Here is a 24,304-nt window from a genome sequence, read left to right as displayed (position 1 = left end):
CGTCATGGCCCGGTCAGAGTCCGCGGGACACCGCGGCAGCCGCTGCGAGCCACGCCCGCTGCGTGCCCGACCGCAGGGCATCGTGACGGATGACGCCGTTCTTCAACGCGGGATCGAAGGGGACGACGACCACGTCGCGCACGTACGGCCGGAAGTCCTCGGCGTACGCGTTTGCGATCGACGTGTCCTTCGCCTCGGCCTCGGAGACGATGACGACGGCGTTGCGCGCGAGTTCAGCACCGCGCTCGCTCACGCGGCTGACGGCGGTGAGGGTGAGTCGCGCGCCCTCCTTCTTGTCCTCGACCGTCGTGGTCGGGATGACGAGCTGGTCGGTCAGCTCCACCATGCGCCGCCAGTTGGGGGCGCCGGCCGAGTTGCCCGAGTCCATGACGATCAGGCGGTAGTACTTCGCGAGGACGCGATGGACGAGGTCGACCTCGTCGGCGGTCACCACGTGCTCGCCGTCCGCCGCGGATCGCAGCACCTCGTACTTGTCGCCGGGCTGGTGGTGGACGAACCGCGACAGGTCGGCTCGCTCGGCGCCGGGGGAGAGGAGGTCGCCCGCCGCGGCGAGGAGGTCGAGGACGGTCGAGTCGTGCCCGCCCTGCTCGGTCCGCCAGCCGAGCGTGCCCATGGTCTCGTTGTTGTCCCACGCCGCGACACCGCCGCCGCCGTACCGGGCGAAGACGGACGACAGGTTGACGACGGTCGGCGTCTTGTTGGCGCCGCCCTTCTGATTCGCGACCGAGATGGTGCGACGCCTCGGGAAGTGGCGTGACACGGCGTGGACGTCGTCCCGTTCGGCGCGCTCGCTCGCGGACGGCGGCACCGAGAAGCCGAGTTTGTTGAGCAGGCCGGCGAGCCCGTGCTGCGCGGGTCCGATCGTGGGCGGCGCGAGGAACGAGGGCGCATCGCGCAGATCACGACGAGCCGGTGCGGTCGGCTGGCCCGGAACCTGCTGCTGTGGGACCGGGGGTTGCTGCTGCGCGGGTGCGGTCGGCGGTGCCTGCACCGATGGCTGGGCCGGGACCGCCCGCTGGGCCGGCGCCTGCTGCGCCGACACCGGTGGCTGCTGCGCCGACACTGCCTGCTGAGCGTTCGGCTGGTTCGAGACCGGCTGGAACGGCGGTGTGCCGAAGGTGGGCTGCTGCACGGTCGGGCGTTGCGCGGGGACGGGCTGCGGCGTCGCGGTCGCCTGCGGGTTCGCGGAGGCTGGCGGCGTGGGCTGTGCCGGGACCGGCGCAGGTGTCGACGGCTGGACGGGCGCGGCACGGGGCGGTGTCTGCGGCTGAGCCGGAGCCGGACGCGCGGGTGCCGGCTGCGAGGGCGTGGACGGCGGCGCCTGGATGAGCGGCACCCGTTGCGCGGCTGCGGGCGGTGGCGTGGTCCGTTGCGCGGTGCGCGCGGGCGCTGCGGATTGCGGTTCCTCCTGCAGTTCGCCGTCGACACCGACGAGGAGCACGGTGACGCTCGTGGGGTCGGTCACCGTCACGCGGATCGGTCGACCCGACTTCCGGGCCTCCGCCTGCATCAGTTCGACGAGCTGGCGGCGGGCCGTTCCCTCGTCGGTGGCGGTCAGGTACTGCTCGGCGGTGCCGACGCGGAACACGCCGGAATTGTCCGCCAGCAGCGATGCCGTCATCGGCGGGAAGTCCTGTATCGAGGCCTTGTCGATCATGCTCTCACTCCTTCGCGGCGGGGGTGAACCCGTCCCCACTATGCCTTAGTACGGCGCATGTCGGATTTCCGCCCCCAGCCTTGACGGCTCGCCGAGAGTGCGCATTCTGCGCTACCAGGCGGCATCAGCGAGCGGAATGGGCACTCTCGACGAGCCTTCGTAGGCGCCGGACTCGAGTGATGAATGACGCGCGGTCGACGAAGAGGTCGTGCGCTGTGACGCGGACGACCCGCCATCCGGCCGCCTCGAACCGCTCGCGGCGAACGATGTCGTTCCTGAACCGTTGTTGGTCGGTGCGGTGCAGATCGCCTTCGTATTCATAGGCGATGCGGAGGCACGGTTCGGCGAGATCCGGATGGAGTACCGCAGTGCCTCCGTCCACCCGCACGGGTGGGTTGACGCTCGGCTCCGGAAGGCCCGCCTCGATGAGCGCGAGGCGCAGGTGCGTCTCAGGACGCGAATCGACGCCCACACGCACGAGTGGAAGGGCATTGCGGAGGAGCCGAGCCGACCGACGGGAGCCGTAGGCGGTCACGGCGGCAGCGAGCTCGTCGATCGTCGCGTGGATGTTGCGACGAGATCCGCCGCGAACTCGCGATCCGGATACGAGGAAGTCACCGACAGCGACGAGGTCAGGCAGCTCGAGCATCGTCGCCAGGAGCGCGAACGTGTCGGCCGGGGCGGTGAGGGTGAAGCCTCGGACCTGTGTCGTGCGGGTCGCCTCGGCAAGCCGGTGACCGACGATGCCTCGGCCACGCGCCGGCTGCACTCCGTGGAGCGCGCCGATGTGGAGGTCCGTGTCGTGCGCGCAGGAGTTCGGAAGCGGGGCATCCAGGAGTTCCGCCGCAGTGAGATGGCTGAAGACCCACCCCGGTCGGAGTCGAGGGGCGAACGCAGCACAGCGGCCGAAGACGTTCGTCAGGTCGACGTCGACCGAACGCACTCCCCAGAACGGTGCGTCGAGATCACTGCCGCGCAGTCTTCCGTTCGTCTCACCGTGCAGCGCGCGGTCGCCGACCGCGAACGCCGTGCCAACAATCCGTGGTGGGAGCGGACGATGGCGAGGCACCGCTCCATCCTCCCGATCGCGCGCCGACGCTCGCTCCCGTCATCCACAGCCCCCATCGAGAGCGCGCATTCGGTCGGCTCAACGCTGTTCAGGGAGCGGATTGCGCACTCTCGGTGGATCCAGCGCCCGCGAGGCCGACGTACATCGAGCGGTGGAGCTCCGCGACGTGGTCGAAGGCGAGGCGACTCGCTGCTGCCGCATCGCCGTCACGGAGCGCGGCGACGAGCAGAGCATGCTCTTCGTTCGACGCGCGCAGGTACTCGATCCGGTAGGGGATGAAGTAGGAGTACAGCTCGCGGGACACGCGGTCGTGGAGGTCGGCCGCGCCCGACACGCATGCCGACACCGCCAGCTCGGCGTGGAACGCCGCATCGGCCTCGCGGAATCGGCTCCAGTCCGGCTCGGTCCGCATGGTCGTCACGAGGTCGTCGAGTCGACGCAGGGAGGATGCCTCCGGTGCAGCGGCAGCCAGTGCTGCGAGCCCGGCTTCGAGCGTCGCGCGCTGGTCGATGAGCGCGTGCACGTGGACGGCGTCCTCGCGGTAGGCGGCGATCTCGGGCACGGTGCCCACCGCAGGGGCGTCCGCGATGAACGTGCCACCCGTGTTGCCCTGTCGCCGGACGACGACGCCCTCGTCGCTCAGCGCCCGATAGGCGCGCCGCACCGACATCTCGCTGACCCCGAACGCTCGAGCCGCTTCCTCGGGTGCCGGGAGCCGTTGGCCGGGCACCAGCATCCCGAGCTCCAACGCCAGCGAGATGCGTGCGCGGACGGTGTCGACGGCGGTCGTCCGGCGGATCGCTCCGAGTGAGGGCGAACCCAGATCCATGGCACCCTCGTCTCGTCGCTGATCGACTTCGCGACCCTGGTTCAGCCGGCCGTCGGCTGGTCGGCGGTCGCCTCGCTCACCGCGCCGTCCGGCTCGGTGTCCAGGGGGAACCGCTTCCCTAACACGATACCGATCAGCATGGCGACCACGGGGATGAGGGCGAGCACGACACTCACGGCGACGCTCCCGCCCGTGACGAGCGTGAAGTTCGACAGCACGAGCCACAGTGCGAACGCGAGTCCGACCACCGCGAGGATCGGGAACACCCGCGCACCCCACGTGCGACCGGCGACCAGCTCGGGCCGGCGCGCGAAGAACACGAGGACGGCGATCGAGGTCGTCAGCATGAGCAGCACCATCCCGACGGTCGCCACACCGGCCATGGATCCGAAGACCCCGACGAGCGGGTCGAGGCCGCCGAGGGCGAGCGCGGCGAGGACGATGGCCGCCGTCACCGTCTGCACGATCGAGGAGGTCGACGGGGAGTGGTGTGCGGGGTGGCGTCGGCCGAGGCGGGCGGGCAGCACCGACTTCTGCGCCAGCGTGAACTGGTAGCGCGCGATGACGTTGTGGAACGACAGCACGCAGGCGAACAGGCTCGTGATGAGCAGCACTTGGACGACGTCGCGCATGATCGGGCCGAGGTAGGTCGTCGTCGTGTCGAGCAGGAGGTTGCCCTCGCCGGCGAGCGTCTGCTGGGCGACGGCGACGGCGTTCCCGGCGCCGACGCCCGTCACGAGCGCCCAGCAGGAGATGGCGTAGAACACGCCGATGATGACGACGGCCAGGTACGTGGCTCGCGGGATGGTGCGTTCCGGGTTGCGCGCCTCGTCCCGGAAGACCGCGGTCGCCTCGAATCCGATGAAGCCGGTGAGGGCGAAGAGCACGGCGACGCCGATCCCGCCGGTGAAGATGTTGGCGGGATCGAAGGTCTCGACCGCGATGCCGTCCGCGCCGCCCGTCGCGAAGATGACGACGTCGAGCACGACGACCACGAGGATCTCGAGCGTCAGCGCGATGCCCAGCACCTTCGCGCTCAGGTCGATGTGCCGGTAGCCGAGCACCGCGACGATCGCCATCGTCGCGAAGGAGTACAGCCACCAGGGCAGGCTCGGGCCGCCGAAGTAGGTGACGAGGTCGTCGAGCGCCCACCCCATGTAGCCGTAGACGCCCACCTGGATCGCCGTGTAGGCCACGAGGGCGGTGAACGCGGAACCGAGACCGAGGCGCGAGCCGAGTCCGGCCGTCACGTAGGAGAAGAACGCGCCGGCCTCGCGCACGAACGGCGTCATGGTGACGAAACCGACGGAGAAGACGAGGAGGATCACGGCGGCGAGGGCGAAGCCGATCGGAGCTCCGGCGCCGTTGCCGGTGCCGATCGCGATGGGGACGTTGCCGCCGATCACGGTGAGTGGTGCGGCGGCGGCGATCACCATGAAGACGATGGAGCCGGTACCGAGCTGGCCGTCGAGGCGCTGACGCGGCTCGGCGATGGGGTTCACGGTCATGAGGTCACTTTCCAGGGGAGTCGGGGGACTCGGAGGGGGAGGGGAGGAAGGACGGAGTCGTTCAATACAGCTCGGCGCGACGGTCGGCGAGGTAGGGGTTCTCCTGCCTGGCGCGCTTGGTGGCCTCGGGATCGATCGTGGCGATCATGAGACCGACGGCGTCCGCGTCGAGTGCGTCGAGGAGCACGCCGTCCGGGCCGACGATGCTGCTGCGGCCGACGTAGGTGAGGTCCCCTTCGGAACCGACGCGGTTGACGTAGACGAGGTGGACCTGGTTCTCCCAGGCGCGAACCGGGATGAGCCGCTCGGCGATGTGCGCGTACGGCTCCATCTGGGCGGTGGGGACGATCACGACGTCGGCGCCGTCGAGGGCCGCTGCGCGGACGGTCTCGGGGAACTCGACGTCGTAACAGATGAGGACGGCGATGCGGACACCGCCCAGGTCGACGGTCGGCGCGAGGGTGTCGCCCGCCACGAACAGCTGTCGGTCGAGCTCGCCGAACAGGTGCGTCTTGTGGTACCGGAGCAGCTCGGTCCCGTCAGGACCGATGAGGACGAGGGCGTTCGCGACGGCGCCGCCCGGGAGCGGTTCGGGGAGGCCCGCGAGGATCGCGATCCCGGTCTCGCCGGCGATGGCGGCGACCCGGTCGACCAGCTCCGGGGTGGCGAGCGGGGCGAGGCGGTCGCCGAGGTTGTACCCGGTGACGAACATCTCAGGGGTGACGAGCAGATCCGCGCCGCGATCCGATGCCTGTCTGGCGGCGTCGGTGACGAGCGCGAGGTTCGCCTCGACGTCTCCGGGGACGCCGTGGTGCTGCAGTCCGGCGATGGTCAGGGTCATGGCGGTGGAGCTCCTCTGTGGGCGTGCGTCGATGCACTCAGTAAACAGCTCAAAGTGAGTTGTTTGATGTCCATCATGTTTCGATCCGGTTTCGCCCGCAAGAGGCGAGGGACATACTGGTGGCGTGCGTGCCCTTCCTGTCGACGTCCCGATCGTGCTCGGCCCCTTCGGAGGTCTGTCCTCCGTCGAGCTCACCGCGACGGTGAGTGAGCTGGGCGGCCTCGGCTCCTTCGGTCTGTACGGCTACGACGCCGAGCGCATCGAGCGGACGGTCACCGCGCTCCGCGAGCGGACCGCGGCGCCCTTTGCCCTGAACCTGTGGCTGCCGCGTGGAGACGAGCTGTCGCCCGACGACTCCGAGGCGTCCTTCGCAGCCGCGGTCGAGGCGCTCCGACCCGTGTTCGACGAGTTGTCGCTCGAGCTGCCCGATCGCCCTGCCCGGTACGTGCCGCCCTTCGACGAGCAGATCGAGGCCGTCCTGGAGGCGCGGCCCGCCGTGGTCAGCTTCGTCTTCGGGGTTCCGCCGCGGCCGGTGGTCGACGCAGCGCACGAGCGGGGCATCGTCGTGGTCGGGACGGCGACCACGGTTGCCGAGGGACTCGCCCTGCAGGAGGGCGGCGTCGACGTCGTCGTCGGCACGGGCATGGAAGCCGGCGGTCACCGCGTCTCGTTCCTGCGAGCAGCCGAGGACTCCCTCGTCGGCCTGGTCGCCCTGATCCCGCAGCTCGTCGACGCCTTGGAGGTCCCGGTGATCGCCGCCGGCGGTATCGCCGACCGACGTGGTGTCGCCGCCGCACGGGCGCTCGGCGCCGCCGGTGTGCAGGTCGGGACCGCCTTCCTCCGCACGAGCGTCTCCGCTGCGACGGCCGAGCATCGGGCGGCCATCGTCTCGACGCCCGCCGACGGCACCGTCCTCACGCGCGCGATGAGCGGCAGGCTCGGCCGGGGTGTCCCGAACCGGGTGTTGCGCCAGATCGAGGCGTCGGGGATCGTCGCCCCGTTCCCGGTCCAGAACTGGCTGACCGGGCGGTTCCGCACCGTCGCCTCCGAGCGGGGCGTCGCGGACCTCCAGGGCTTCTGGACTGGGCAGGCGTCACTGCTGACCCGGGATCGGGCCGATGCCGAGTCCGTCTTCGCGGAACTCGCCGCGGGCCTGTCGGTCCCACCCAGGGCACCCTGACCCCGGTCCGCGTCGCCCGCCGGACCGCGTAAGCTGGAGGGGACTTCCTGCAAGAGATGAGACGTTCACCGTGCCCAGCATTCCGTTCGACGGCGCCAAGCACGATCGGTACTGGATGGTCCCGATCCTGCGTGCGGTGATCGCGCTCGCCACGGCGGGGGTCGTCACCTTCACGCAGGGCCACTCCTCGCAGTTCGGCCTCGTGGTCTTCGGGGTCTTCACGCTGCTGTCCGGCGCGATCGTCGGCGCCTTCGCCTTCCCGAACTTCTCCGACACCGTGACGCGCGCCTTCTTCCTCGGTCAGGGCATCATCGGCGTCGTGACCGGCGTCTTCTCCCTGCTCGTGAGCGGCGGCGGGCTGAGCATCTTCCTCTACGTCGTCACCCTGTGGGCGGCCCTCACCGGATTCCTCGAACTGTACAGCGGGATCCGCTGGCGCGGACGCCTCGCCGCGGCGAAGGACTGGACCGCGGTCGGTGCCTTCACGGTGCTGCTCGCCATCGCGACGCTCCTCGTCCCGCCCGGACTCGAGCAGCGATTCGCCGCCCCGGGAGGTGTCGAAGGTGTCCTCCGTGCGGACATCGTCGTCGTCGGCCTCGTCGGGGCATACGCCGCGATCGTCGGCGTCTACCTCGTCATCGGCGGACTGTCGCTGCGGTGGGCGGGCAAACGCCCGGTCGCCGGCGCAGTCACCGACGACACCACCGGCACGGCGGGAGCCGCATCATGAGCAAGCCCAACCGCGACGACGTCCTGCGCCCGATAGAACTCCTCGTGCTCTCGGGCGTCATGGGGGTCTTCACCGGCGTCGTCGTCCTGATGTCGACCCGCGAGATCGTCCTGTCGCTCATCGGCCTGGGCATCGCGTTCATCGCCTCGCTCGTCGTCCTCGCGATGCTGGCGCTCGCCGTGAAGCCCGACTTCCAGGAGAAGCTCGACCTCGACGAGCAGGACGGCGACGACAAGCGTCCGCCGCGCCCCTCCGGCCACTGACCTTCGGCTTCATTCGCCCATTCTTGGGCGACCCGGTACTCGTTCGCCCATTCCTGGGCGAACGAGCACCGTCCGGCTACGGCAGGTAGTCCACCAGGTCGTCGGAGAGCCCGAGGTACGTCGCCGGGGTGAGCTCGAGCAGGCGCTGCTTCGCGGCGTCGCCGATGTCGAGTCGGGAGACGAACTCGACGAGCTCCGCCTGGCCGAGACGCTTGCCGCGCGTGAGCTCCTTGAGCAGCGCGTAGGGGTCCTCGATGCTCGAGCGGCCCGCGGTCACCTCGGCGCGGATGACCGTCTGGATCGCCTCCGCGAGCACCTCCCAGTTGTGGTCGAGGTCCGCGGCAAGCACGTCCTCCGCGAGGTCGATCTTTCCGAGGCCGCCGAGGATGTTGTCGAGGGCGAGCAGCGAGTGGCCGAACCCGACACCGATGTTGCGCTGGGCGCTCGAGTCGGTGAGGTCGCGCTGGAGTCGTGAGGTGACGAGGGTGGCGGCGAGGGAGTCGAGGATCGCGCTCGACAGCTCCAGGTTGGCCTCGGCGTTCTCGAAGCGGATCGGGTTGACCTTGTGGGGCATGGTCGACGAGCCGGTGGCGCCCGCGACCGGGATCTGTCGGAAGTAGCCGATGGAGATGTACGTCCACATGTCCGTGGCGAGGTTGTGCAGCACGCGGTTGGCGTGGGAGATCTTGCCGTAGAGCTCGGCCTGCCAGTCGTGCGACTCGATCTGCGTCGTCAGCGGGTTCCAGTCGAGCCCGAGTCCCTCGACGAACTCACGCGAGATGGCGGGCCAGTCCGCGTCGGGGTCGGCGACGACATGGGCGGCGAAGGTGCCGGTCGCGCCGGAGAACTTGCCGAGGTACTCGTTCGCCTCGATCTGGAGGGCGATGCGCTCGAGTCGGTAGACCGTAACGGCGAGCTCGCGGCCCATCGTGGTGGGCGTCGCCGGCTGGCCGTGCGTGCGGGCGAGCATCGGGACGGCCCGGAAGTCGACGGCCTTGGTGCGCAGGGAGTCGAGGACGAGGCGCAGCTTCGGCAGCCAGATGGCGCGGACCGCCTGCGACACGGTGAGCGCGTAGGAGAGGTTGTTGATGTCCTCGCTCGTGCAGGCGATGTGGGTGAGTTCGGCGATACGGTCGAGCCCGAGCTCGGACAGGCGGTGGCGCACGAGGTACTCGACGGCCTTCACATCGTGACGCGTGACGGCCTCCTTCTCGGCCAGCCAGTCGATGTCGGCCTGGCCGAAGTCGAGGTAGAGCGCGCGGAGCTGCTCGATCTCCGCCGGGGTGAGCGGGGAGGAGCCGAACATCGAGTGCTCGGTGAGGTAGACGAGCCACTCGACCTCGACCTGCACACGGGCGCGGTTCAGGCCGGCCTCCGAGAGGTACTCTCCGAGCGCCGTCACGGCGGGGCGGTAGCGACCGTCGAGCGGGCTGAGCGGCTGGGCGGGGAATTCGGTCATGGGGTGGCTCCCTGGGTCAGTGCTGGTTCGAGCTGGTGGAAGAGGGATCTGCAGGCATGGTCGATCATGCCGAGGACGGTCTCGAACATCTGGGCGTCCGAGTAATAGGGGTCGGGGACGTCGCGGGTCCCGGAGGTGCTGTCGAAGCTCAGGAGCAGGTGCACCTTGGAACGGTCGGCGTCGTTGCCTGCCCAGGCTCGCAGGATGCGTTCGTGACTGCGGTCGAGGGCGACGACGAGGTCGTACCTGTCGAAGCGATCGGGGTCGAACTGCTTGGCCCGGTGGGCGGTGGCGTCGTGGCCGTGCGCTCGCAGCGCGGTGACCGTGCGGTGGTCGGCGTGCTCGCCGACGTGCCAGTCACCGGTGCCGGCGGAGGAGACCTCCACGACCCGTTCCAGTCCGGCGGCCGCGACGAGGTCGGTGAAGACGCTCTCGGCCATCGGGGATCGACAGATGTTGCCCGCGCAGACGAAGCACACGCGGAACGGGGTCGTGCCGGGGTCGGCCTCCCCGAGGGTGTTCATGCATCTATTCTGGCCGACCGCACCCGAGCCGTCGAACCGTTCCCAGCTGACTCCACTCCACAGCTCCACTCCGGTCGGCTTCCTCCACATCAGCACGGTGTGCTGGCGTGACCGCTCCGCCCGTTGGGCAGAGTCGAGCGTGATGCCGGCGGTGGGCGGGCGGAGGGCGAGGGGACATGACGTTGGAGTACTACGACCCGTTTGCGATGGATTCCCCGTCGGAATGGACTGCGGAGGAGGCCCTCGCGGCACTTCAGTCGCGGGCGCAGTGCGTCGACGCCGTCCTGAGCGCGCTGAGCACCGGCATCACGGACTTCATGCACGGGCGATCCGGATTGGACTGGGCAGGGCCGGCGGCGATGGAGTTCTCCTGGGCGGCGGACGACCTCGTCGGGCGGTTGCGTGAAGCAGCGTCGGCGCTCGACGAGGCGCTTCGGAGATCGCTCGGAGCCGCTGGGACCATATCGGCTGGGAGCCTCCGGTGAGCGACGACCTCGTGCTCCGTGGTGGAGGGGTGGTCGCTATCGCGACGGACGGCCATCTGAACCTCGCGCGCACCCTGGTTTCGCTCGGCGCCTCATGCGAGGAATGGGCAGGGCGGCTTGACGCCGTGGGTCGCATGGACGCCTCCCATGCGCCGACCGGACCGCTCCTGGTCCCACAGCTCGACGGAGAGGCGGGCCGGGAGGCCGCCGCGCGGGCAGCAGCCCTGCTCAGGCAAGCCGGGGGCGAGGCGACTCACCTCGGAGAACGACTCCTCCTGTCGGCTGAGGCGTACGGCGACATCGAGCGCACGGTCGCGTCCCTCTTCGAGCTGACCGATGGCGCCAACGCCTGGGCGCTGGGCGCGTCTCCTGTGTCCTGGGCGCCCGGCGCCGTCGGCATCGGAGCCGTGCTGCTGCTCGGATCCGTCGTCCGCGCGGTCGTCGGCGCGGTGTCGGAAGGGGCAGGCGAGCAGTTCGACGCCGCCGCCGAACGGGGCTTGCGTGACCTCATGGCCACACCGCTCTTCGCGGATGCGGTGCGTCGCATCGTCTCGTCGGCGGATGAGTGGTTGGTCGGGGCCGGGGGGCTCCCCGCCGGCATCCTCTCCATGATGGCAACGGCCGACGGGGTGCCGGGTGTCGCGCTCGCCGCCTTGGTCGTGGCGCGCACTGCCGATGCGACCGGCGTCCTGACGACCTCCGGGGTGCGGACCTCTCCCGTCCCTCGGGCGGACGGCGAGGACGACCGCGTCTCCCCGCCGACAACGTACGAGGAGCTGGCCCGACGGATGCCGCACGGAGGGGAGGGGAGCCCCCAGATCCGGGTCGAGCGGCATGTCGACGCCACCGGGTCGGAGCAGTGGATCGTGTGGTCGGGCGGCACGATCGACACGGGTCTTCCGAACACCGGATCGGAGCCGTGGGACAACCAGAGCAATCTGGACGCCGTGGCCGCTTCAGCCCTCCCGGGTCTCGCCGCCGACAGCACGAGGGCGACCCTCGACGCCATGGAACTCGCAGGTGTCCCGAAAGGAGCATCGGTGCTGCACGTCGGGTACTCGCAGGGTGGGATCGTCGCGGCAGCCATCGCAGCCAGCGGTGACTACGACTCATCGCTCGTCACCTTCGGGGCGCCGGTCAACACGATCGTCTTCGACGAAGACGTGCCGCGAGCGCACTTCGAGCACACGGAGGACGTCATCCCAGCGCTGTCAGGGCGCCGTCAGGGCCAGCCTGATGGAGGAACGGTCGTCAGCCGGTCGCTGTTCGACGGTGCGCCTCCGCCGAGCGGCGACGACCCGCTGCCGGCCCACCGGCTCGAGAACTACTGGGACACGGCGCGGCTCGCCGACGCGTCGTCGGATCCGCGCCTCCAGGAAGTCGTCAAGCCGCTCTCCGAGCTCGCCGGTGACGGCGAGACGTCGCAGTACCGAGCGGATCGAGTGGAGTGAACCGCAATCGGAGGAGTTCTTCGCGCCGGTCAGTCCTTGGTCTTCGGGCGGATGACGATGCCGAGCAGCCAGTTCACGATCGAGATGACGATCGCCCCGAGGACGCCCCACCAGAAGCCGTCGACGGTCAGGCCGAAGCCGAACCAACCGCTGATGCCTGCGGTGATGAGGAGGAGGAGCCCGTTGATGAGGAGCCCGATGAGCCCGAGCGTGAGGATGTAGAGGGGGAACGCGAGCACCTTGATGACCGAGCCGATGATGGTGTTCACGACCGCGAAGATGAGCGCGACGAGCGCGAAGGTCAGGATCGTCTCCAGCGTGCCGCCGGGCGCGTACGGCGTCACGTTCACTCCCGCGACGATGAGGGTCGTGACCCAGATGGCGAAGCCGTTGACGATCAGGTTCAGCAGAAAACGTCCCATGACGGTAATCCTCCCACCCCTGCCACGACGGGCAAAGGGCCGATTCGGACCGGCGCACTGCATTCCGACGCAGGTATCCTTCGCGGCCTAGACTCGTCGAGTGAGTGACAACCTGCCAACCACCGCCCAGCCGGCCGCTCAGCCGGGCCGGAGCCCGGTCCGTCTCCGTCCGGAGATCGCAGATCTGCCGCCCTACCGCCAGGGTAAGCCGGCCGCACCCGACGCCTTCAAGCTCTCCAGCAACGAGGTCCCGTTCCCGCCGCTCGACGCCGTCCTCTCGGCCATCACCGACACGGCCGCGAACTCCCACCGCTACCCCGACGGCGCCGCACTCGCGTTGCGCACGGCGCTCGCCGAAGCCAACGGGGTCACGCCGGAACGCATCCACATCGGGGCGGGCTCGGTCGCGCTCCTCAGCCAGTTCATCACCGCGACCGCCGGTCCGGGAGACGAGGTCGTCTTCGCCTGGCGCTCCTTCGAGGCCTACCCGGGTCTCGTGACCGTCGCCGGGGCGACGTCCGTGCGCGTGCCCAACCGGCCCGACGGCTCCCACGACCTCGGGGCGATGTCCGCGGCCGTCACCGACCGCACCCGCGTCGTCATCGTCTGCACGCCGAACAACCCCACGGGTCCGGTCGTCGAGCGCGACGCCTTCCTCGCCTTCCTCCGCTCCGTGCCGTCCGACGTGCTCGTCCTCCTCGACGAGGCCTACCGTGAGTTCGTCACGGACGATGACGCCGTCAACGGCATCCCGCTCCTCGACGAGTACCCGAACCTCGTCGTGCTCCGCACCTTCTCGAAGGCCTACGGTCTCGCCGGCCTCCGCGTCGGCTGGGCCATCGGCCACGAGCTCGTCCTCGACGGTGCCCGCAACGCGGCCATCCCGCTCTCCAGCACCGCGCCCGCCCAGCAGGCGGCCATCGCCGGACTCGCGAACGCCGAGGACATCCGAGCGCGCGTCGCGGTCATCACCGCACGACGCGACGACCTCGCCGCCGCACTCCGTGAACAGGGCTGGTTCATCCCCGCCGCTCAGGGCAACTTCGTCTGGTTCGGCCTCGGCGAGCAGACGGCCGCGGCGAACGAGACCTTCCTCGCGCACGGCATCGTCGGCCGCGCCTTCCCCGGCGACGGCGTCCGCATCTCGATCGGTGAAGCCGAGTCGATCGAACCGCTCCTCGCCGCCGCAGCAGAGATCCTCGCCGGACTGCCGGCCGACCACCCGACACGAGAGGGAGTGCGCTCACGATGAGCCGTTCCGGAGACGACCCCACCGTGCCCAGCGTCCAGTTCATCGACGCGGCCGGCACCTTCGCGCCGAACGAACACGCGGAGCGCTATCAGCCGTTCCTCGATCGCCTGACCGAGACCGACCTGCAGCAGTTCTACCGCGACATGGCGAACGTCCGCGCCTTCGACATCGAGGCGACGAACCTGCAGCGTCAGGGCCAGATGGCGCTGTGGCCGCCGAGTCACGGGCAGGAGGCGGCGCAGGTCGGTTCGGCCCGTGCGGCGCGAGCCCAGGACCACATCTTCCCCTCCTACCGCGAACACGTCGTCGCGATGATCCGCGGCGTCGACCCCATCGACATCGTCCGCCTCATGCGCGGTAACACGCACGGCGGCTGGGACCCGGCAGATCCGTCGAACGGCAACATGCACCTGTACACCCTCGTGCTCGCCGCTCAGACCCTGCACGCGACCGGCTACGCGATGGGCCTGAACTTCGACAAGGCCGTCGGCACCGGCGACCCCGACCGCGACACGGCCGTGCTCGTCTACTTCGGCGACGGCTCGAGCTCCGAGGGTGACGCGAACGAGGCGTACATCTACGCCGCCAGCTACCAGACGCCGCAGGTGTTCTTCCTGCAGAACAACCAGTGGGCCATCTCCGTCCCCGTCTCCCGCCAGGCCCGCGAGCCGCTCTACCAGCGCGCCGCCGGCTTCGGCCTCGACAGCGTCCGCATCGACGGCAACGACGTGCTCGCGAGCTACGCGACGGCGGCGAAGCACCTCGACGACGCCCGCGCCGGCCACGGCCCGAGCCTCATCGAGGCGATGACCTATCGCGTCGGCGCGCACACCACGAGCGACGACCCGACCAAGTACCGCACCGACGACGAACTCCAGTCCTGGATCGCCCGCGATCCGATCGTCCGGTTCAAGACGTACCTCCAGGGGCTCGGCGCCTCGGACGCGTTCTTCGCCGAGGTCGACGAGGAGGCTGCGGCGCTCGCCGAGGACACCCGCGTGCGCACGCTCGCACTCGAGGCCCCGGGCCCCGAGCTCATGTTCGAGGGCGTCTACTCCGAACCGCACCCGCTCATGGTGGAGCAGCAGGCCTGGCTCGAACGCTACGAGGCCTCGCTCGAAGGAGGCAACGCATGACGACGACCACCATGCCGATGGCCAAGGCGCTGAACGCCGGCCTGCGCAAGGCGATGACCGAAGACGACAAGGTCCTGCTGATGGGCGAGGACATCGGCCCGCTCGGCGGCGTCTTCCGCGTCACCGAGGGCCTGCACGCCGAGTTCGGTGGTGACCGCGTCCTCGACACCCCGCTCGCGGAGTCCGGCATCGTCGGCACCGCGATCGGTCTCGCCATGCGCGGCTACCGTCCGGTGTGCGAGATCCAGTTCGACGGCTTCGTGTTCCCGGCGTTCAACCAGATCACGACGCAGCTCGCGAAGCTCACCAACCGGCATGAGGGCAAGCTGCAGATGCCCGTCGTCATCCGGATCCCCTACGGCGGACACATCGGCGCGGTCGAGCACCACCAGGAGAGCCCCGAGGCGTACTTCGCCCACACGGCCGGCCTCCGCGTGGTCAGTCCGTCGACCCCGAACGACGCCTACTGGATGATCCAGGAGGCCATCGCCTCGAACGACCCGGTCGTCTTCCTCGAGCCGAAGAGCCGCTACTGGCCGAAGGGCGAGGTCGACCTCGACGGCTCGGCCGCACCGCTGCACGGCAGCCGCGTCGTCCGCACCGGCACGGAGGTCACCCTCGCCGGACACGGCGCGATCGTCAGCGTCATGCTGCAGGCGGCTGAACTGGCCGCCACCGAGGGCACGAGCGTCGAGGTCGTCGACATGCGCTCGTTGTCGCCCATCGACTACGCCCCGCTCGTCGAATCCGTCCGCCGGACCGGCCGCCTCGTCTACGTGCAGGAGGCGCCCGGCTTCACGAGCGTCGGCTCGGAGATCGCGGCGACCGTCACCGAGCGAGCCTTCTACTCACTCGAGGCCCCCGTTCTGCGGGTGTCCGGGTTCGACACCCCGTTCCCGCCGGCGAAGCTCGAAGGCGTCTACCTCCCGGATGCCGACCGCATCCTCGAGGCCGTCGATCGCTCGCTGGCGTACTGAACACCGAAGGAAGACGAGGAACCACGATGAGTGATCTCCAGTTCGAACTGCCGGACGTCGGCGAAGGCCTGACCGAGGCCGAGATCGTCGCATGGAAGGTCGCGCCGGGCGACGCCGTCTCGGTCAACCAGGTGCTGGTCGAGATCGAGACCGCGAAATCGCTCGTCGAACTCCCGTCGCCGTTCGCCGGGACCGTCGGCGCCCTGCTCGTCGAGGAGGGCCAGACCGTCGACGTCGGGACGCCCATCATCAGCGTGAGCACCGGTGGTGGAGCAGCGACCGCCGAGCCGCCCACGCCCGCACCGTCGGTTGTCGAGTCGGAGGAGGCCACGCTGGCCGCCGACACCGCGGCGAGCGTCTCTCCCGCCGAAGAGCCGCGCCCAGGCGCCGTGCTCGTCGGCTACGGCAGCGCCGGCAGCACCTCGAGTCGTCGCCGCGGCCGTGGCGCGACGCCGGTCGTCGAGCCGGCGAGCCCGGCCGTCACCCCGCAGCCGCCCGTGCGCCGCCAGCCGCCGTCGAGCATCCCCGCCGCATCCGCGCTGCCGGTCATCGCCAAGCCGCCGATCCGGAAGCTCGCGAAAGACCTCGAGGTCGACCTCACGGCCATCGAGGGCACCGGGCTCGCGGGGGAGATCACCCGCGACGACGTCATCCGCGAAGCCAGCCAGGCGAGCGTGTTCCGCAACATCGAGACACCGGAGTGGGCCGACGAGCGGGAGGAGCGCATCCCGGTCAAGGGCGTCCGCAAGGCCATCGCGACGGCCATGACCCGCAGTGCGTTCACCGCGCCGCACGTCTCGCTCTTCGTCGACGTCGACGCGACGCGCACGATGGAGTTCGTCAAGCGACTGAAGAACTCGACGGACTTCGCCGGCGTCAAGGTCTCGCCGCTGCTCATCATGGCCAAGGCGATGATCTGGGCGGTCCGCCGGAACCCCACGGTCAACAGCGAGTGGACGGACCAGGAGATCATCGTCCGCCACTACGTGAACCTCGGTGTGGCCGCCGCGACCCCGCGCGGACTCATCGTCCCGAACGTCAAGGAGGCACAGGCGATGAGCCTGCTCGAGCTGGCGCGCGCCCTCGAGACCCTCACGCTCACGGCCCGCGATGGCAAGACGCCGCCGGCCGACCAGCAGAACGGCACGATCACGGTGACGAACATCGGTGTCTTCGGCATGGACACCGGCACCCCGATCCTCAACCCGGGCGAGGTCGGCATCGTCGCGCTCGGCACGATCAAGCAGAAGCCGTGGGTCGTCGACGGCGAGGTGCGTAGCCGCTTCGTGACGACGCTCGGCGCCTCGTTCGACCACCGCGTGGTGGACGGCGACGTCGCGAGCCGCTTCCTGGCGGACGTCGCGTCGATCATCGAGGAGCCGGCGCTGCTGCTCGACTGAGTACTGGGGCCGCTGAACCTTCGCTTCGGTCCCTGGGCCTCCCCTTCGGCCCCTGAGCCTGTCGAAGGGCGATTTTGAGAATCAGTATCAATAGGCGTACCGTTGGTGCTCTCACCCCGATCGAGAAGGTTCATCAATGCGCGCTCGCACCCTGCTTCCGACCTTGGCCATCGTCCCGGCAGCCGCCCTCGTCCTCGCGGGCTGCTCCGGCGGCACCGCGTCGAGCGCGGCCGACGACGGCAAGATCAACATCGTCGCCTCCACGAACGTGTACGGCGACATCGCCTCGAAGATCGGCGGCAAGGACGTCGAGGTGACCTCGCTCATCTCGTCCGCCGCCCAGGACCCGCATTCCTACGAGGCGAGCACGCAGGACCAGCTCTCCATCAAGAACGCCGACCTCGTCATCGAGAACGGTGGCGGCTACGACCCGTTCGTCGACACGCTCCTCGATGCCGCCAAGAACGAGTCCGTCGAGGTCGTCAACGTCGTCGACCTGTCGGGGCTCGCCCCGGACGACGACCACGCCGACGAGGAGCACACGGAGGAGGCGCACACCGGAGACGCGCACGCCGAGGACGACGGCCACGACCACATCGAGGGCTTCAACGAGCACGTCTGGTACAGCCTCCCGACGATGGCGAAGCTCGCCGACGAGCTGGCCAAGGAGCTCGGCGAACTCGACAGCGCGAACGCAGCCACGTACACCGCGAACGCGAAGGCGTTCACCGAGTCCCTCGGCACGATCGAGACGGCCCAGGCCGCGATCAAGACCGCACACGACGGCGAGGGTGTCGCCATCACCGAGCCCGTCCCGCTCTACCTGCTCGAGGGCGCCGGACTCGTGAACCGCACCCCAGAGGCGTTCAGCGAGGCGATCGAGGAGGGCACCGACGTGTCACCGACCGTCCTCAAGGAGACGCTCGACCTCTTCGGCGGCGGATCGGTCGCGCTGCTTGCCTACAATGAGCAGACGAGTGGCGGCGAGACCGAGCAGGTCAAGACCGCCGCGGAGAACGCAGGCGTGCCGGTGCTGTCATTCACCGAGACCCTCCCGGACGGCAAGGACTACCTCTCGTGGATGACCGAGAACGTCGACGCCGTGGCGGACGCCCTGGATCGATGACCAGCGGTCCGACCAATGGCTCAGGCCCCGTCGACGTCCTCGCGCTCGCCGGGGCCGAGCTCGGTTTCGGCGGACGAACGCTTTGGGACGGCCTCGACCTCTCGGTGCGACCGGGGGAGTTCCTCGCCGTGCTCGGCCCGAACGGCTCCGGCAAGACGAGCCTGCTGCGCACCATCCTCGGGCAGCAGCAGCTCGACCGCGGGACCATCAAGGTCGCCGGGGGACCGGTGCACCGAGGCGACCGCCGCATCGGCTACATCCCGCAGCAGAAGCTCATCCCGGCCGGCACGCCGATGCGCGGTCGCGATCTCGTCGCCCTCGGCGTCGACGGCCACCGGTTCGGACTTCCCATCCGCACTGCGGCGACAAAGCGTCGGGTCGACGAGCTGATCGCCTCCGTCGGCGCGACCGCCTACGCCGACGGCGCAGTCGGCACCCTGTCCGGCGGTGAACAGCAGCGACTCCGCGTCGCCCAGGCGCTCGCGGACGACCCGATCCTCCTGCTCTGCGACGAGCCGCTGCTCAGCCTCGACCTCCAGCATCAGCGTGGGGTCAGCGAACTCATCGACCGTCGCCGACGTGAGCACGACACGGCGGTGGTCTTCGTCACCCACGACGTGAACCCGGTGCTCCCCATGGTCGACCGCATCCTGTATCTCGCGGGCGGCCGGTTCCGGGAGGGCACCCCCGACGAGGTGCTCCGCAGCGAGGTGCTGTCCGAGCTCTACGGCACGCCCGTCGACGTGCTCCGCAGCCACGGCCGGGTCGTCGTGGTCGGCATCCCCGACAGCGAGACCCACCACCATCACCACGACGATCCGCACACCGGTGCGGTGGGGGTCGGCGCATGAACACCGACGACCTCTGGGGACGCCTGTTCAACTTCCAGGACTACGGCGCCCTGCTCGAACTCGTGCAGAACTCGATCATCGCCGGCGCGGTCCTGGGCATCGTCGGCGGCCTCATCGGCGTGTTCGTCATGCAGCGGGACATGGCGTTCGCGGTGCACGGGATCAGCGAGCTGTCCTTCGCCGGCGCCGCCGGTGCGCTGCTGTTCGGGGCCAACGTCGTCGTCGGGTCCCTCGCGGGGTCCCTCGTCGCCGCGATCCTCATCGGCCTGCTCGGCTCGAAGGCGCGCGACCGCAACTCGATCATCGGGGTGCTCATGCCGTTCGGCCTCGGCCTCGGCATCCTCTTCCTCGCGCTCTATCCGGGACGGAGTGCCAACAAGTTCGGGCTCCTCACCGGGCAGATCGTCTCGGTCGACGACCCGCAGCTCGGCCTGCTCATCGTCATCAGCATCGTCGTGCTGGTCGCGCTCCTGCTCCTCTGGCGGCCGCTCAGCTTCGACAGCCTCGACCCGGACGTCGCCGCAGCGCGCGGTGTGCCGAGTCGGTTCGTCTCGCTCGCCTTCATGGTGCTGCTCGGGCTCACGGTCGCGGTGTCGGTGCAGATCATCGGTGCGCTACTCGTCCTCGCACTGCTCGTGACGCCCGCGGCCGCGGCGCTCCGGGTGTCGTCGTCGCCCGTACTCGTCCCGGTGCTAAGCATGCTCTTCGGCTTCGTCTCGGCGGTCGGCGGCATCCTGCTCGCCATCGGTGGATCACTCCCGATCAGCCCGTACATCACGACGATCTCCTTCCTCATCTACCTCGTCTGCCGCATCGTCGGGCCGCGCACCGCGTCCGGGAGACGTGGTCGTCGGGCACCCGTCGGCGAGACGCGGCACGCCCAGGTCGCACGATGATCCTGGACCGTGCACCGCGTCCGCGTGGAGCTGCTTCGGAGCCTCCTCCGAGCGGTTCCCGGGTACCCTTGAAGCGACAGGCAGGAGCACCCGTGGCGAAGCGCAACACCTGGCAGCGAGAAGCTGTCCGCGAGGCCCTCGGCGGCAACGACGGATTCATCAGCGCCCAGGGCCTGCACGCCGAACTCCGCGACACCGGTTCACCGATCGGGCTCGCGACCGTGTACCGCGCCCTCTCCGACCTCGCGGTCGAGGGCGAAGCGGACTCCCTGCAGTCGCCTGAGGGCGAGAACCTCTACCGCGCCTGCACGCCGGGCACCCACCATCACCACCTCATCTGCCGCAACTGTGGTCTCACCATCGAGATCGAGGCCGACGAGGTCGAAGCCTGGGCGCGCTCGGTCGCGTCGCAGCACGGGTTCACCGAGGCGAAGCACGTCGTCGACGTCTTCGGGCTCTGCGAGAACTGCTCGGCGGCGGCCCAGCGCGCGTGAGGCCGGAGTGAGCAGGACGACCGGCACCCTCGGGGTCGATGACGACTGGACCGCGCCCGACGACGACGGCGCGGAGCACTGGGGTCGCACCGAAGGGCGTGATCCACGGAACCTGCGGACGCCGCTCCTGATCGGTGTCGCACTGCTCGTGGTGGTCGGGCTCTTCGTGCTCCGGGCGCTCATGCCGCTCGGTGAGGCGCTCACCCCGCCCACCGCGGTCCGCGACTTCGTGACGCTGACGCTCAGCGTGGTGGTGGAGTCGCTGCCGTTCGTCGTGCTCGGCATCGTGCTGTCGATCCTCGTGCAGATCTGGCTTCCCGACGGCTGGCTCGAGCGGGGGCTGCCGACGCAGCCGATCCTCCGTCGAGCGTGCATCTCACTGCTCGGCATGTTCCTGCCGGTCTGCGAGTGCGGGAACGTCCCGCTCGCCCGCGGGCTCATCGTGCGCGGGTTCACGGTGCCGGAGTCGATCACCTTCCTGCTCGCGGCGCCGATCCTCAACCCGATCGTCATCGTCACGACGCATCAGGCCTTCGGCTGGGACGGCGGGATCCTCGTCGCCCGGCTCGTCGGCGGATTCCTGCTCGCGAACCTCATCGGGTGGCTCTTCAGCAAGCACCCCGATCCCGGCTCGCTGCTCACACCGACGTTCCAGGCCAGCTGCGAGGTGACCGAGCAGCACGGACACGAGCACACGAAGGTTGAGCGCAGCCTCCAGCAGTTCGTCGCGGAGGCGCGCGCGATCATGCCGGCGCTGCTCATCGGGTCGGCCGTGGCCGGTGCCGTGCAGGTGCTCGTGCCACGCGAGGTGCTCGTCACCCTCGGCGCGAACCCCGTCTGGTCGGTGCTCGCGATGATGACGCTCGCCGTGATCGTCTCGATCTGCTCGAACGTCGACGCCTTCTTCGTGCTGTCCTTCGGCTCGACGTTCATGCCCGGCTCGATCGTCGCCTTCCTCGTCCTCGGCCCCGTCGTCGACGTCAAGATGCTCGCGCTCATGCGCACCACCTACACGACCAGGACCCTCGTGATCATCACCGCGGTCGCCGTGCTGTTCTCGGCGGCCCTCGGATTCGGAGTGAACGCCCTTGCCTGATCAGAACGCCACCCACGAACACGACCACCGGCACGCCGCGACGTCGACGGTCGACGGTCGTCGCATCCCGCTGCTCGAGCGTCTCCGGCAGCGATGGTGGGGCGTGCTGTTGCTCGTCACCGCCGCGGTGTGCATCCTCTGGCTCGCGCTGACCGATCGCCTCGGGCTCTACATCCACCCGCGCTACTTCGTGTTCACCGTCATCATGGCGCTCATCGCGGTCGCGCTCGGCATCGTCAGCGTCCTCGTCCATGTGGACGTCGAGGAGGTGCCGAAGCGTCGTGGGCGAACGGCGCTGCAGCTCGCCTCCGTGGTGGGCAGTCTCGCGGTGGTCGGCGCGATGGTGGTGCTCCCGCCGTCGACCCTCTCGGTCGCGACGGCCGACCAGCGCGCGGTGAACTCCGGCACGCTCGCGGGTGAGGTCCAGGGACAGGACGCCCAGACAGTGCTCACCTCGAACCCGGACTTCAGCACCTTCGGCATCAAGGACTGGGCGACGCTGTTGCGTCAGACGACGCGTCCCGCCGACCTCGAGGGGCGTGCCTTCACCGGGGTCGGCTTCGTGATCGCCGATCCGGATGCGGCCGACGTCTTCTACGTCTCGCGGTTCGTCGTGAACTGCTGCGCCGTTGACGCACAACCGGTCGGCGTGCCCGTCCAGCTCGACGGTTGGGAGCAACGGCTCAAGCCCGGCGACTGGGTCGAGGTCTCGGGCGCGCTCACCGCGGGCGACGCCTCGCATCTGCCGTTGGTGGTCGGGACGGCGAAGGTCGACACGGTCGAGGAGCCGGCGGACCCGTATGACTACTGATCGCCGGGATGCTGCACGAGGCCGGGTGACGGCGGCCGCCGCCGAGCGGAGCGGGTTCGGCCGCCTGGTCGCGATCGTGCTGATCGCGCTCGTCGTCATCGGGGGCGGCGCGGCGGTCGTGGGGCTGACCCAGGGCCCGAAGCTCGTCCGCACGGTGGTCGATCCGACCGGACTCGTGGAGTCCTGGGGCCAGCGGGTCGTCCTGGCGGTGAACCAACCGATCGCGGATCTCGGGTCGGACCGGGTGCGGATCGAGCCGGCAGCCGACTTCGACGTCAGTACCGGGGCCGGCGGCATCACGCTGGTGTTCCCCGAGCCGCTCGCCTACGCGACGGACTACCGGATCACGGTCGACGGGGTCACCGCACCGGGTGGCGGGCCGGCGGCCACGCTCACGACGTCGTTCTCGACGCCGCCCGTCGAGGGGTTCTCTCTCGTGAGGAGTCCGGTCAAGGACGGCGGCTCGGCTGCGACGAAGCCGGACGACCGGATCGTGCGCCTGTCGATCGGCGGTGGCGAATCCGAGACCGCGTACGAAGCGGCGAAGATCCAGGAGTTCGCGACGATCGGTGACTCCCTGATCGTCGTGGAGCAGGAGACGAGCGGGCTCGGTCGCATCGTGGTGGTGGACACGACCGACGGGAGTACCCAGGAGGTGGCCCTCCCGATGGGCGGCATGATCACCTCCTTGCAGACCGCTCCCGCGCAGAGCCGGGTGGGGTTCCTGTTCACGGAACAGTCGTTCGGCCGCGATGGCGGCGACAACCTCACGCTGTACTCGTTCGAACTGCGGGAGGGGAAACCCACGGCGGCCGCGCGGGTCGGTGGGATCGACGGGGCTGCGGTCCAGGCGGCGGAGTGGTCGTTCGTGCCCCGGACCTCCTCGATGCTCGTCCGCACGGTGGACAACTCACTCGAGCTGCTCGATCCCGCTGCGACGACCGATCCGGTGCTGCTCGGCCGAGCGTCCCTCATCTCCAGCTACATCCCGGGGACCACCAAGGTCGTCATCGAGCAGGTCGACGGTGTGGTCGTGCTCGACCTCGCGACGGGGAAGAGTGAACCGTTCGTCCTGCCCTCGGTGGCACCCACCGAGATCCCCGGACAACTCGTCGCACTGTCCGAGTCCCTGTCGGCCAGGATCTACGCCGACTACGACCGCGCCGCCGGCACCACGGAGCAGCGGGTACTGGCGATCAAGGACGGCGCGACCGCCGAGCTCTATCGACCTGACGCAGGTGCCGTCATCTGGTCACTGTGCGCGAGCCCGAACGCGGAGTACGTCGCGGTCGTCGTGGTCCCCGACTTCGCGAAGGCCGGCTTCGACGGATACGCCAACGCGCCGATGCCCAACGGTCCCGAGATCGAGGTCGTCGACGCCCGCACCGGCAAGGTGGTCGGGACGCAGGCCGGTTTCGACCTGTCCTGGTGCGCCGGCACGGGTGTCGCGCAGTGACCCAGAGCCGGCCCGTTCGGGACCGCCTCGGCGAAAACCGCGCGATTCCGGGCGACACGCCCGGGATGCAAGCGGAATTTGCCACGATCCCGAGACACACGTAGAGTAATCACTCGTCACCCCAAAGGTGCGGGAAGCGGAAGAGCTTCTCGGCCTCAAGCGGGGACAATCCCCAGCCAAAAGCGAGAACATTTCGATGTTACCGTTTCAAGTCTCGGTTGGATGACCTCCTCCTGGTGTCACTCGTGCTCAGCATGACTCTGTTCGCAGAGCAGCTGAAACGCCGAGTTGACAACAAGCCGGGAAGATGTAAGATAGAGAAGTTGCCCTGCAGGGCGGTCGTGATGGCCAAAGGCAGGAGCATCCGATC

Annotated in this window: 24 protein-coding genes; 16 read left to right on the top strand and 8 right to left on the bottom strand. The window is 69.5% G+C overall.

Annotated elements, in window-relative coordinates; all coding sequences use genetic code 11:
* Window positions 1–13: 13 nt before the first annotated feature.
* From QRN19_RS15055 to QRN19_RS15035, 5 genes are all read right to left on the bottom strand, one after another.
* The gene (locus tag QRN19_RS15055) at window positions 14–1,678 is read right to left on the bottom strand and encodes a MinD/ParA family ATP-binding protein (RefSeq protein ID WP_285027926.1); all 1,665 of its coding nucleotides are present in this window, start codon (window positions 1,676–1,678) and stop codon (window positions 14–16) included.
* Between the two features lie 124 nt (window positions 1,679–1,802).
* Window positions 1,803–2,747 (bottom strand): putative endonuclease domain-containing protein, encoded by a 945-nt coding sequence (locus tag QRN19_RS15050; RefSeq protein WP_285027924.1) that lies wholly within the window; start codon window positions 2,745–2,747, stop codon window positions 1,803–1,805.
* Window positions 2,748–2,835: 88 nt separating this feature from the next.
* On the bottom strand, window positions 2,836–3,576 hold the full coding sequence (locus tag QRN19_RS15045; protein ID WP_285027921.1) for a FadR/GntR family transcriptional regulator: 741 nt from the start codon (window positions 3,574–3,576) through the stop codon (window positions 2,836–2,838).
* Window positions 3,577–3,617: 41 nt separating this feature from the next.
* Window positions 3,618–5,084, bottom strand: a complete 1,467-nt coding sequence (locus QRN19_RS15040; protein ID WP_285027919.1) for an APC family permease — start codon at window positions 5,082–5,084, stop codon at window positions 3,618–3,620.
* 61 nt (window positions 5,085–5,145) lie between these two features.
* Window positions 5,146–5,925 carry a carbon-nitrogen hydrolase family protein gene (locus tag QRN19_RS15035; RefSeq protein ID WP_285027916.1) on the bottom strand — a complete coding sequence of 260 codons (780 nt, stop codon included), beginning with the start codon at window positions 5,923–5,925 and terminating at the stop codon, window positions 5,146–5,148.
* Window positions 5,926–6,049: 124 nt separating this feature from the next.
* Between QRN19_RS15035 and QRN19_RS15030 the strand changes: the two genes are divergently transcribed.
* The 3 genes from QRN19_RS15030 to QRN19_RS15020 all read left to right on the top strand — a co-directional run bounded on the left by QRN19_RS15030 (window position 6,050) and on the right by QRN19_RS15020 (window position 8,098).
* Window positions 6,050–7,105 carry an NAD(P)H-dependent flavin oxidoreductase gene (locus QRN19_RS15030; protein WP_285027914.1) on the top strand — a complete coding sequence of 352 codons (1,056 nt, stop codon included), beginning with the start codon at window positions 6,050–6,052 and terminating at the stop codon, window positions 7,103–7,105.
* A 70-nt stretch (window positions 7,106–7,175) separates the two neighbouring features.
* Window positions 7,176–7,835, top strand: a complete 660-nt coding sequence (locus QRN19_RS15025) for a hypothetical protein (protein WP_285027912.1) — start codon at window positions 7,176–7,178, stop codon at window positions 7,833–7,835.
* Window positions 7,832–8,098, top strand: a complete 267-nt coding sequence (locus QRN19_RS15020; RefSeq protein ID WP_056010480.1) for a hypothetical protein — start codon at window positions 7,832–7,834, stop codon at window positions 8,096–8,098. The genes QRN19_RS15025 and QRN19_RS15020 overlap by 4 nt, the downstream gene beginning before the upstream one ends.
* Before the next feature lie 76 nt (window positions 8,099–8,174).
* On the opposite strand, the gene purB is transcribed toward QRN19_RS15020, so the two are convergent.
* Together purB and QRN19_RS15010 are read right to left on the bottom strand one after the other, a co-directional pair.
* Complete coding sequence (purB, locus tag QRN19_RS15015; RefSeq protein ID WP_285027910.1) at window positions 8,175–9,557, bottom strand: adenylosuccinate lyase; 1,383 nt, start codon at window positions 9,555–9,557, stop codon at window positions 8,175–8,177.
* Window positions 9,554–10,081, bottom strand: coding sequence for a low molecular weight protein-tyrosine-phosphatase (locus tag QRN19_RS15010; protein WP_285027908.1), 528 nt, complete (start codon window positions 10,079–10,081; stop codon window positions 9,554–9,556). Before QRN19_RS15010 ends, purB begins: the two co-directional genes overlap by 4 nt.
* Window positions 10,082–10,257: 176 nt before the next feature.
* Between QRN19_RS15010 and QRN19_RS15005 the strand changes: the two genes are divergently transcribed.
* Both QRN19_RS15005 and QRN19_RS15000 read left to right on the top strand, forming a co-directional pair.
* Entirely contained in the window at window positions 10,258–10,566 is a 309-nt protein-coding gene (locus QRN19_RS15005) for a hypothetical protein (protein WP_285027906.1), read from the top strand.
* Entirely contained in the window at window positions 10,563–12,017 is a 1,455-nt protein-coding gene (locus QRN19_RS15000; RefSeq protein ID WP_285027905.1) for a hypothetical protein, read from the top strand. The genes QRN19_RS15005 and QRN19_RS15000 overlap by 4 nt, the downstream gene beginning before the upstream one ends.
* Before the next feature lie 29 nt (window positions 12,018–12,046).
* On the opposite strand, the gene QRN19_RS14995 is transcribed toward QRN19_RS15000, so the two are convergent.
* Window positions 12,047–12,439: a phage holin family protein gene (locus QRN19_RS14995; RefSeq protein WP_191939856.1), complete on the bottom strand. Its 393-nt coding sequence runs from the start codon at window positions 12,437–12,439 to the stop codon at window positions 12,047–12,049.
* 100 nt (window positions 12,440–12,539) lie between these two features.
* Here QRN19_RS14995 and QRN19_RS14990 point away from each other — a divergent pair, with 100 nt between their 5' ends.
* From QRN19_RS14990 to QRN19_RS14940, 11 genes are all read left to right on the top strand, one after another.
* Window positions 12,540–13,691, top strand: coding sequence for a histidinol-phosphate transaminase (locus QRN19_RS14990; RefSeq protein WP_285027901.1), 1,152 nt, complete (start codon window positions 12,540–12,542; stop codon window positions 13,689–13,691).
* Window positions 13,688–14,827 (top strand): thiamine pyrophosphate-dependent dehydrogenase E1 component subunit alpha, encoded by a 1,140-nt coding sequence (locus QRN19_RS14985; RefSeq protein ID WP_086472326.1) that lies wholly within the window; start codon window positions 13,688–13,690, stop codon window positions 14,825–14,827. The genes QRN19_RS14990 and QRN19_RS14985 overlap by 4 nt, the downstream gene beginning before the upstream one ends.
* Window positions 14,824–15,804, top strand: a complete 981-nt coding sequence (locus QRN19_RS14980) for an alpha-ketoacid dehydrogenase subunit beta (RefSeq protein ID WP_285027898.1) — start codon at window positions 14,824–14,826, stop codon at window positions 15,802–15,804. The genes QRN19_RS14985 and QRN19_RS14980 overlap by 4 nt, the downstream gene beginning before the upstream one ends.
* 26 nt (window positions 15,805–15,830) lie before the next feature.
* Window positions 15,831–17,204, top strand: a complete 1,374-nt coding sequence (locus tag QRN19_RS14975; protein ID WP_285027896.1) for a dihydrolipoamide acetyltransferase family protein — start codon at window positions 15,831–15,833, stop codon at window positions 17,202–17,204.
* A gap of 136 nt (window positions 17,205–17,340) precedes the next feature.
* Window positions 17,341–18,330, top strand: a complete 990-nt coding sequence (locus QRN19_RS14970) for a metal ABC transporter solute-binding protein, Zn/Mn family (protein WP_285027894.1) — start codon at window positions 17,341–17,343, stop codon at window positions 18,328–18,330.
* On the top strand, window positions 18,327–19,181 hold the full coding sequence (locus tag QRN19_RS14965) for a metal ABC transporter ATP-binding protein (protein ID WP_285027892.1): 855 nt from the start codon (window positions 18,327–18,329) through the stop codon (window positions 19,179–19,181). The genes QRN19_RS14970 and QRN19_RS14965 overlap by 4 nt, the downstream gene beginning before the upstream one ends.
* Entirely contained in the window at window positions 19,178–20,077 is a 900-nt protein-coding gene (locus QRN19_RS14960) for a metal ABC transporter permease (protein WP_085511689.1), read from the top strand. Before QRN19_RS14965 ends, QRN19_RS14960 begins: the two co-directional genes overlap by 4 nt.
* 92 nt (window positions 20,078–20,169) lie before the next feature.
* On the top strand, window positions 20,170–20,571 hold the full coding sequence (locus tag QRN19_RS14955) for a Fur family transcriptional regulator (RefSeq protein ID WP_079704165.1): 402 nt from the start codon (window positions 20,170–20,172) through the stop codon (window positions 20,569–20,571).
* A 7-nt stretch (window positions 20,572–20,578) separates the two neighbouring features.
* A complete protein-coding gene (locus tag QRN19_RS14950; protein ID WP_502928268.1) occupies window positions 20,579–21,667 on the top strand; it encodes a permease in 1,089 nt (362 codons plus the stop codon).
* Complete coding sequence (locus QRN19_RS14945) at window positions 21,660–22,478, top strand: TIGR03943 family putative permease subunit (protein WP_285027887.1); 819 nt, start codon at window positions 21,660–21,662, stop codon at window positions 22,476–22,478. The genes QRN19_RS14950 and QRN19_RS14945 overlap by 8 nt, the downstream gene beginning before the upstream one ends.
* Window positions 22,468–23,934 (top strand): hypothetical protein, encoded by a 1,467-nt coding sequence (locus QRN19_RS14940; RefSeq protein WP_285027886.1) that lies wholly within the window; start codon window positions 22,468–22,470, stop codon window positions 23,932–23,934. The genes QRN19_RS14945 and QRN19_RS14940 overlap by 11 nt, the downstream gene beginning before the upstream one ends.
* The last annotated feature ends 370 nt before the right edge of the window (window positions 23,935–24,304 follow it).

Source organism: Plantibacter sp. ME-Dv--P-122b (assembly GCF_030209375.1).
In the GTDB taxonomy this organism is placed as follows: Bacteria; Actinomycetota; Actinomycetes; order Actinomycetales; family Microbacteriaceae; genus Plantibacter.
Note: the sequence above shows the minus strand (reverse complement) of the source record. Positions and strands in the feature narration are given on the sequence as shown.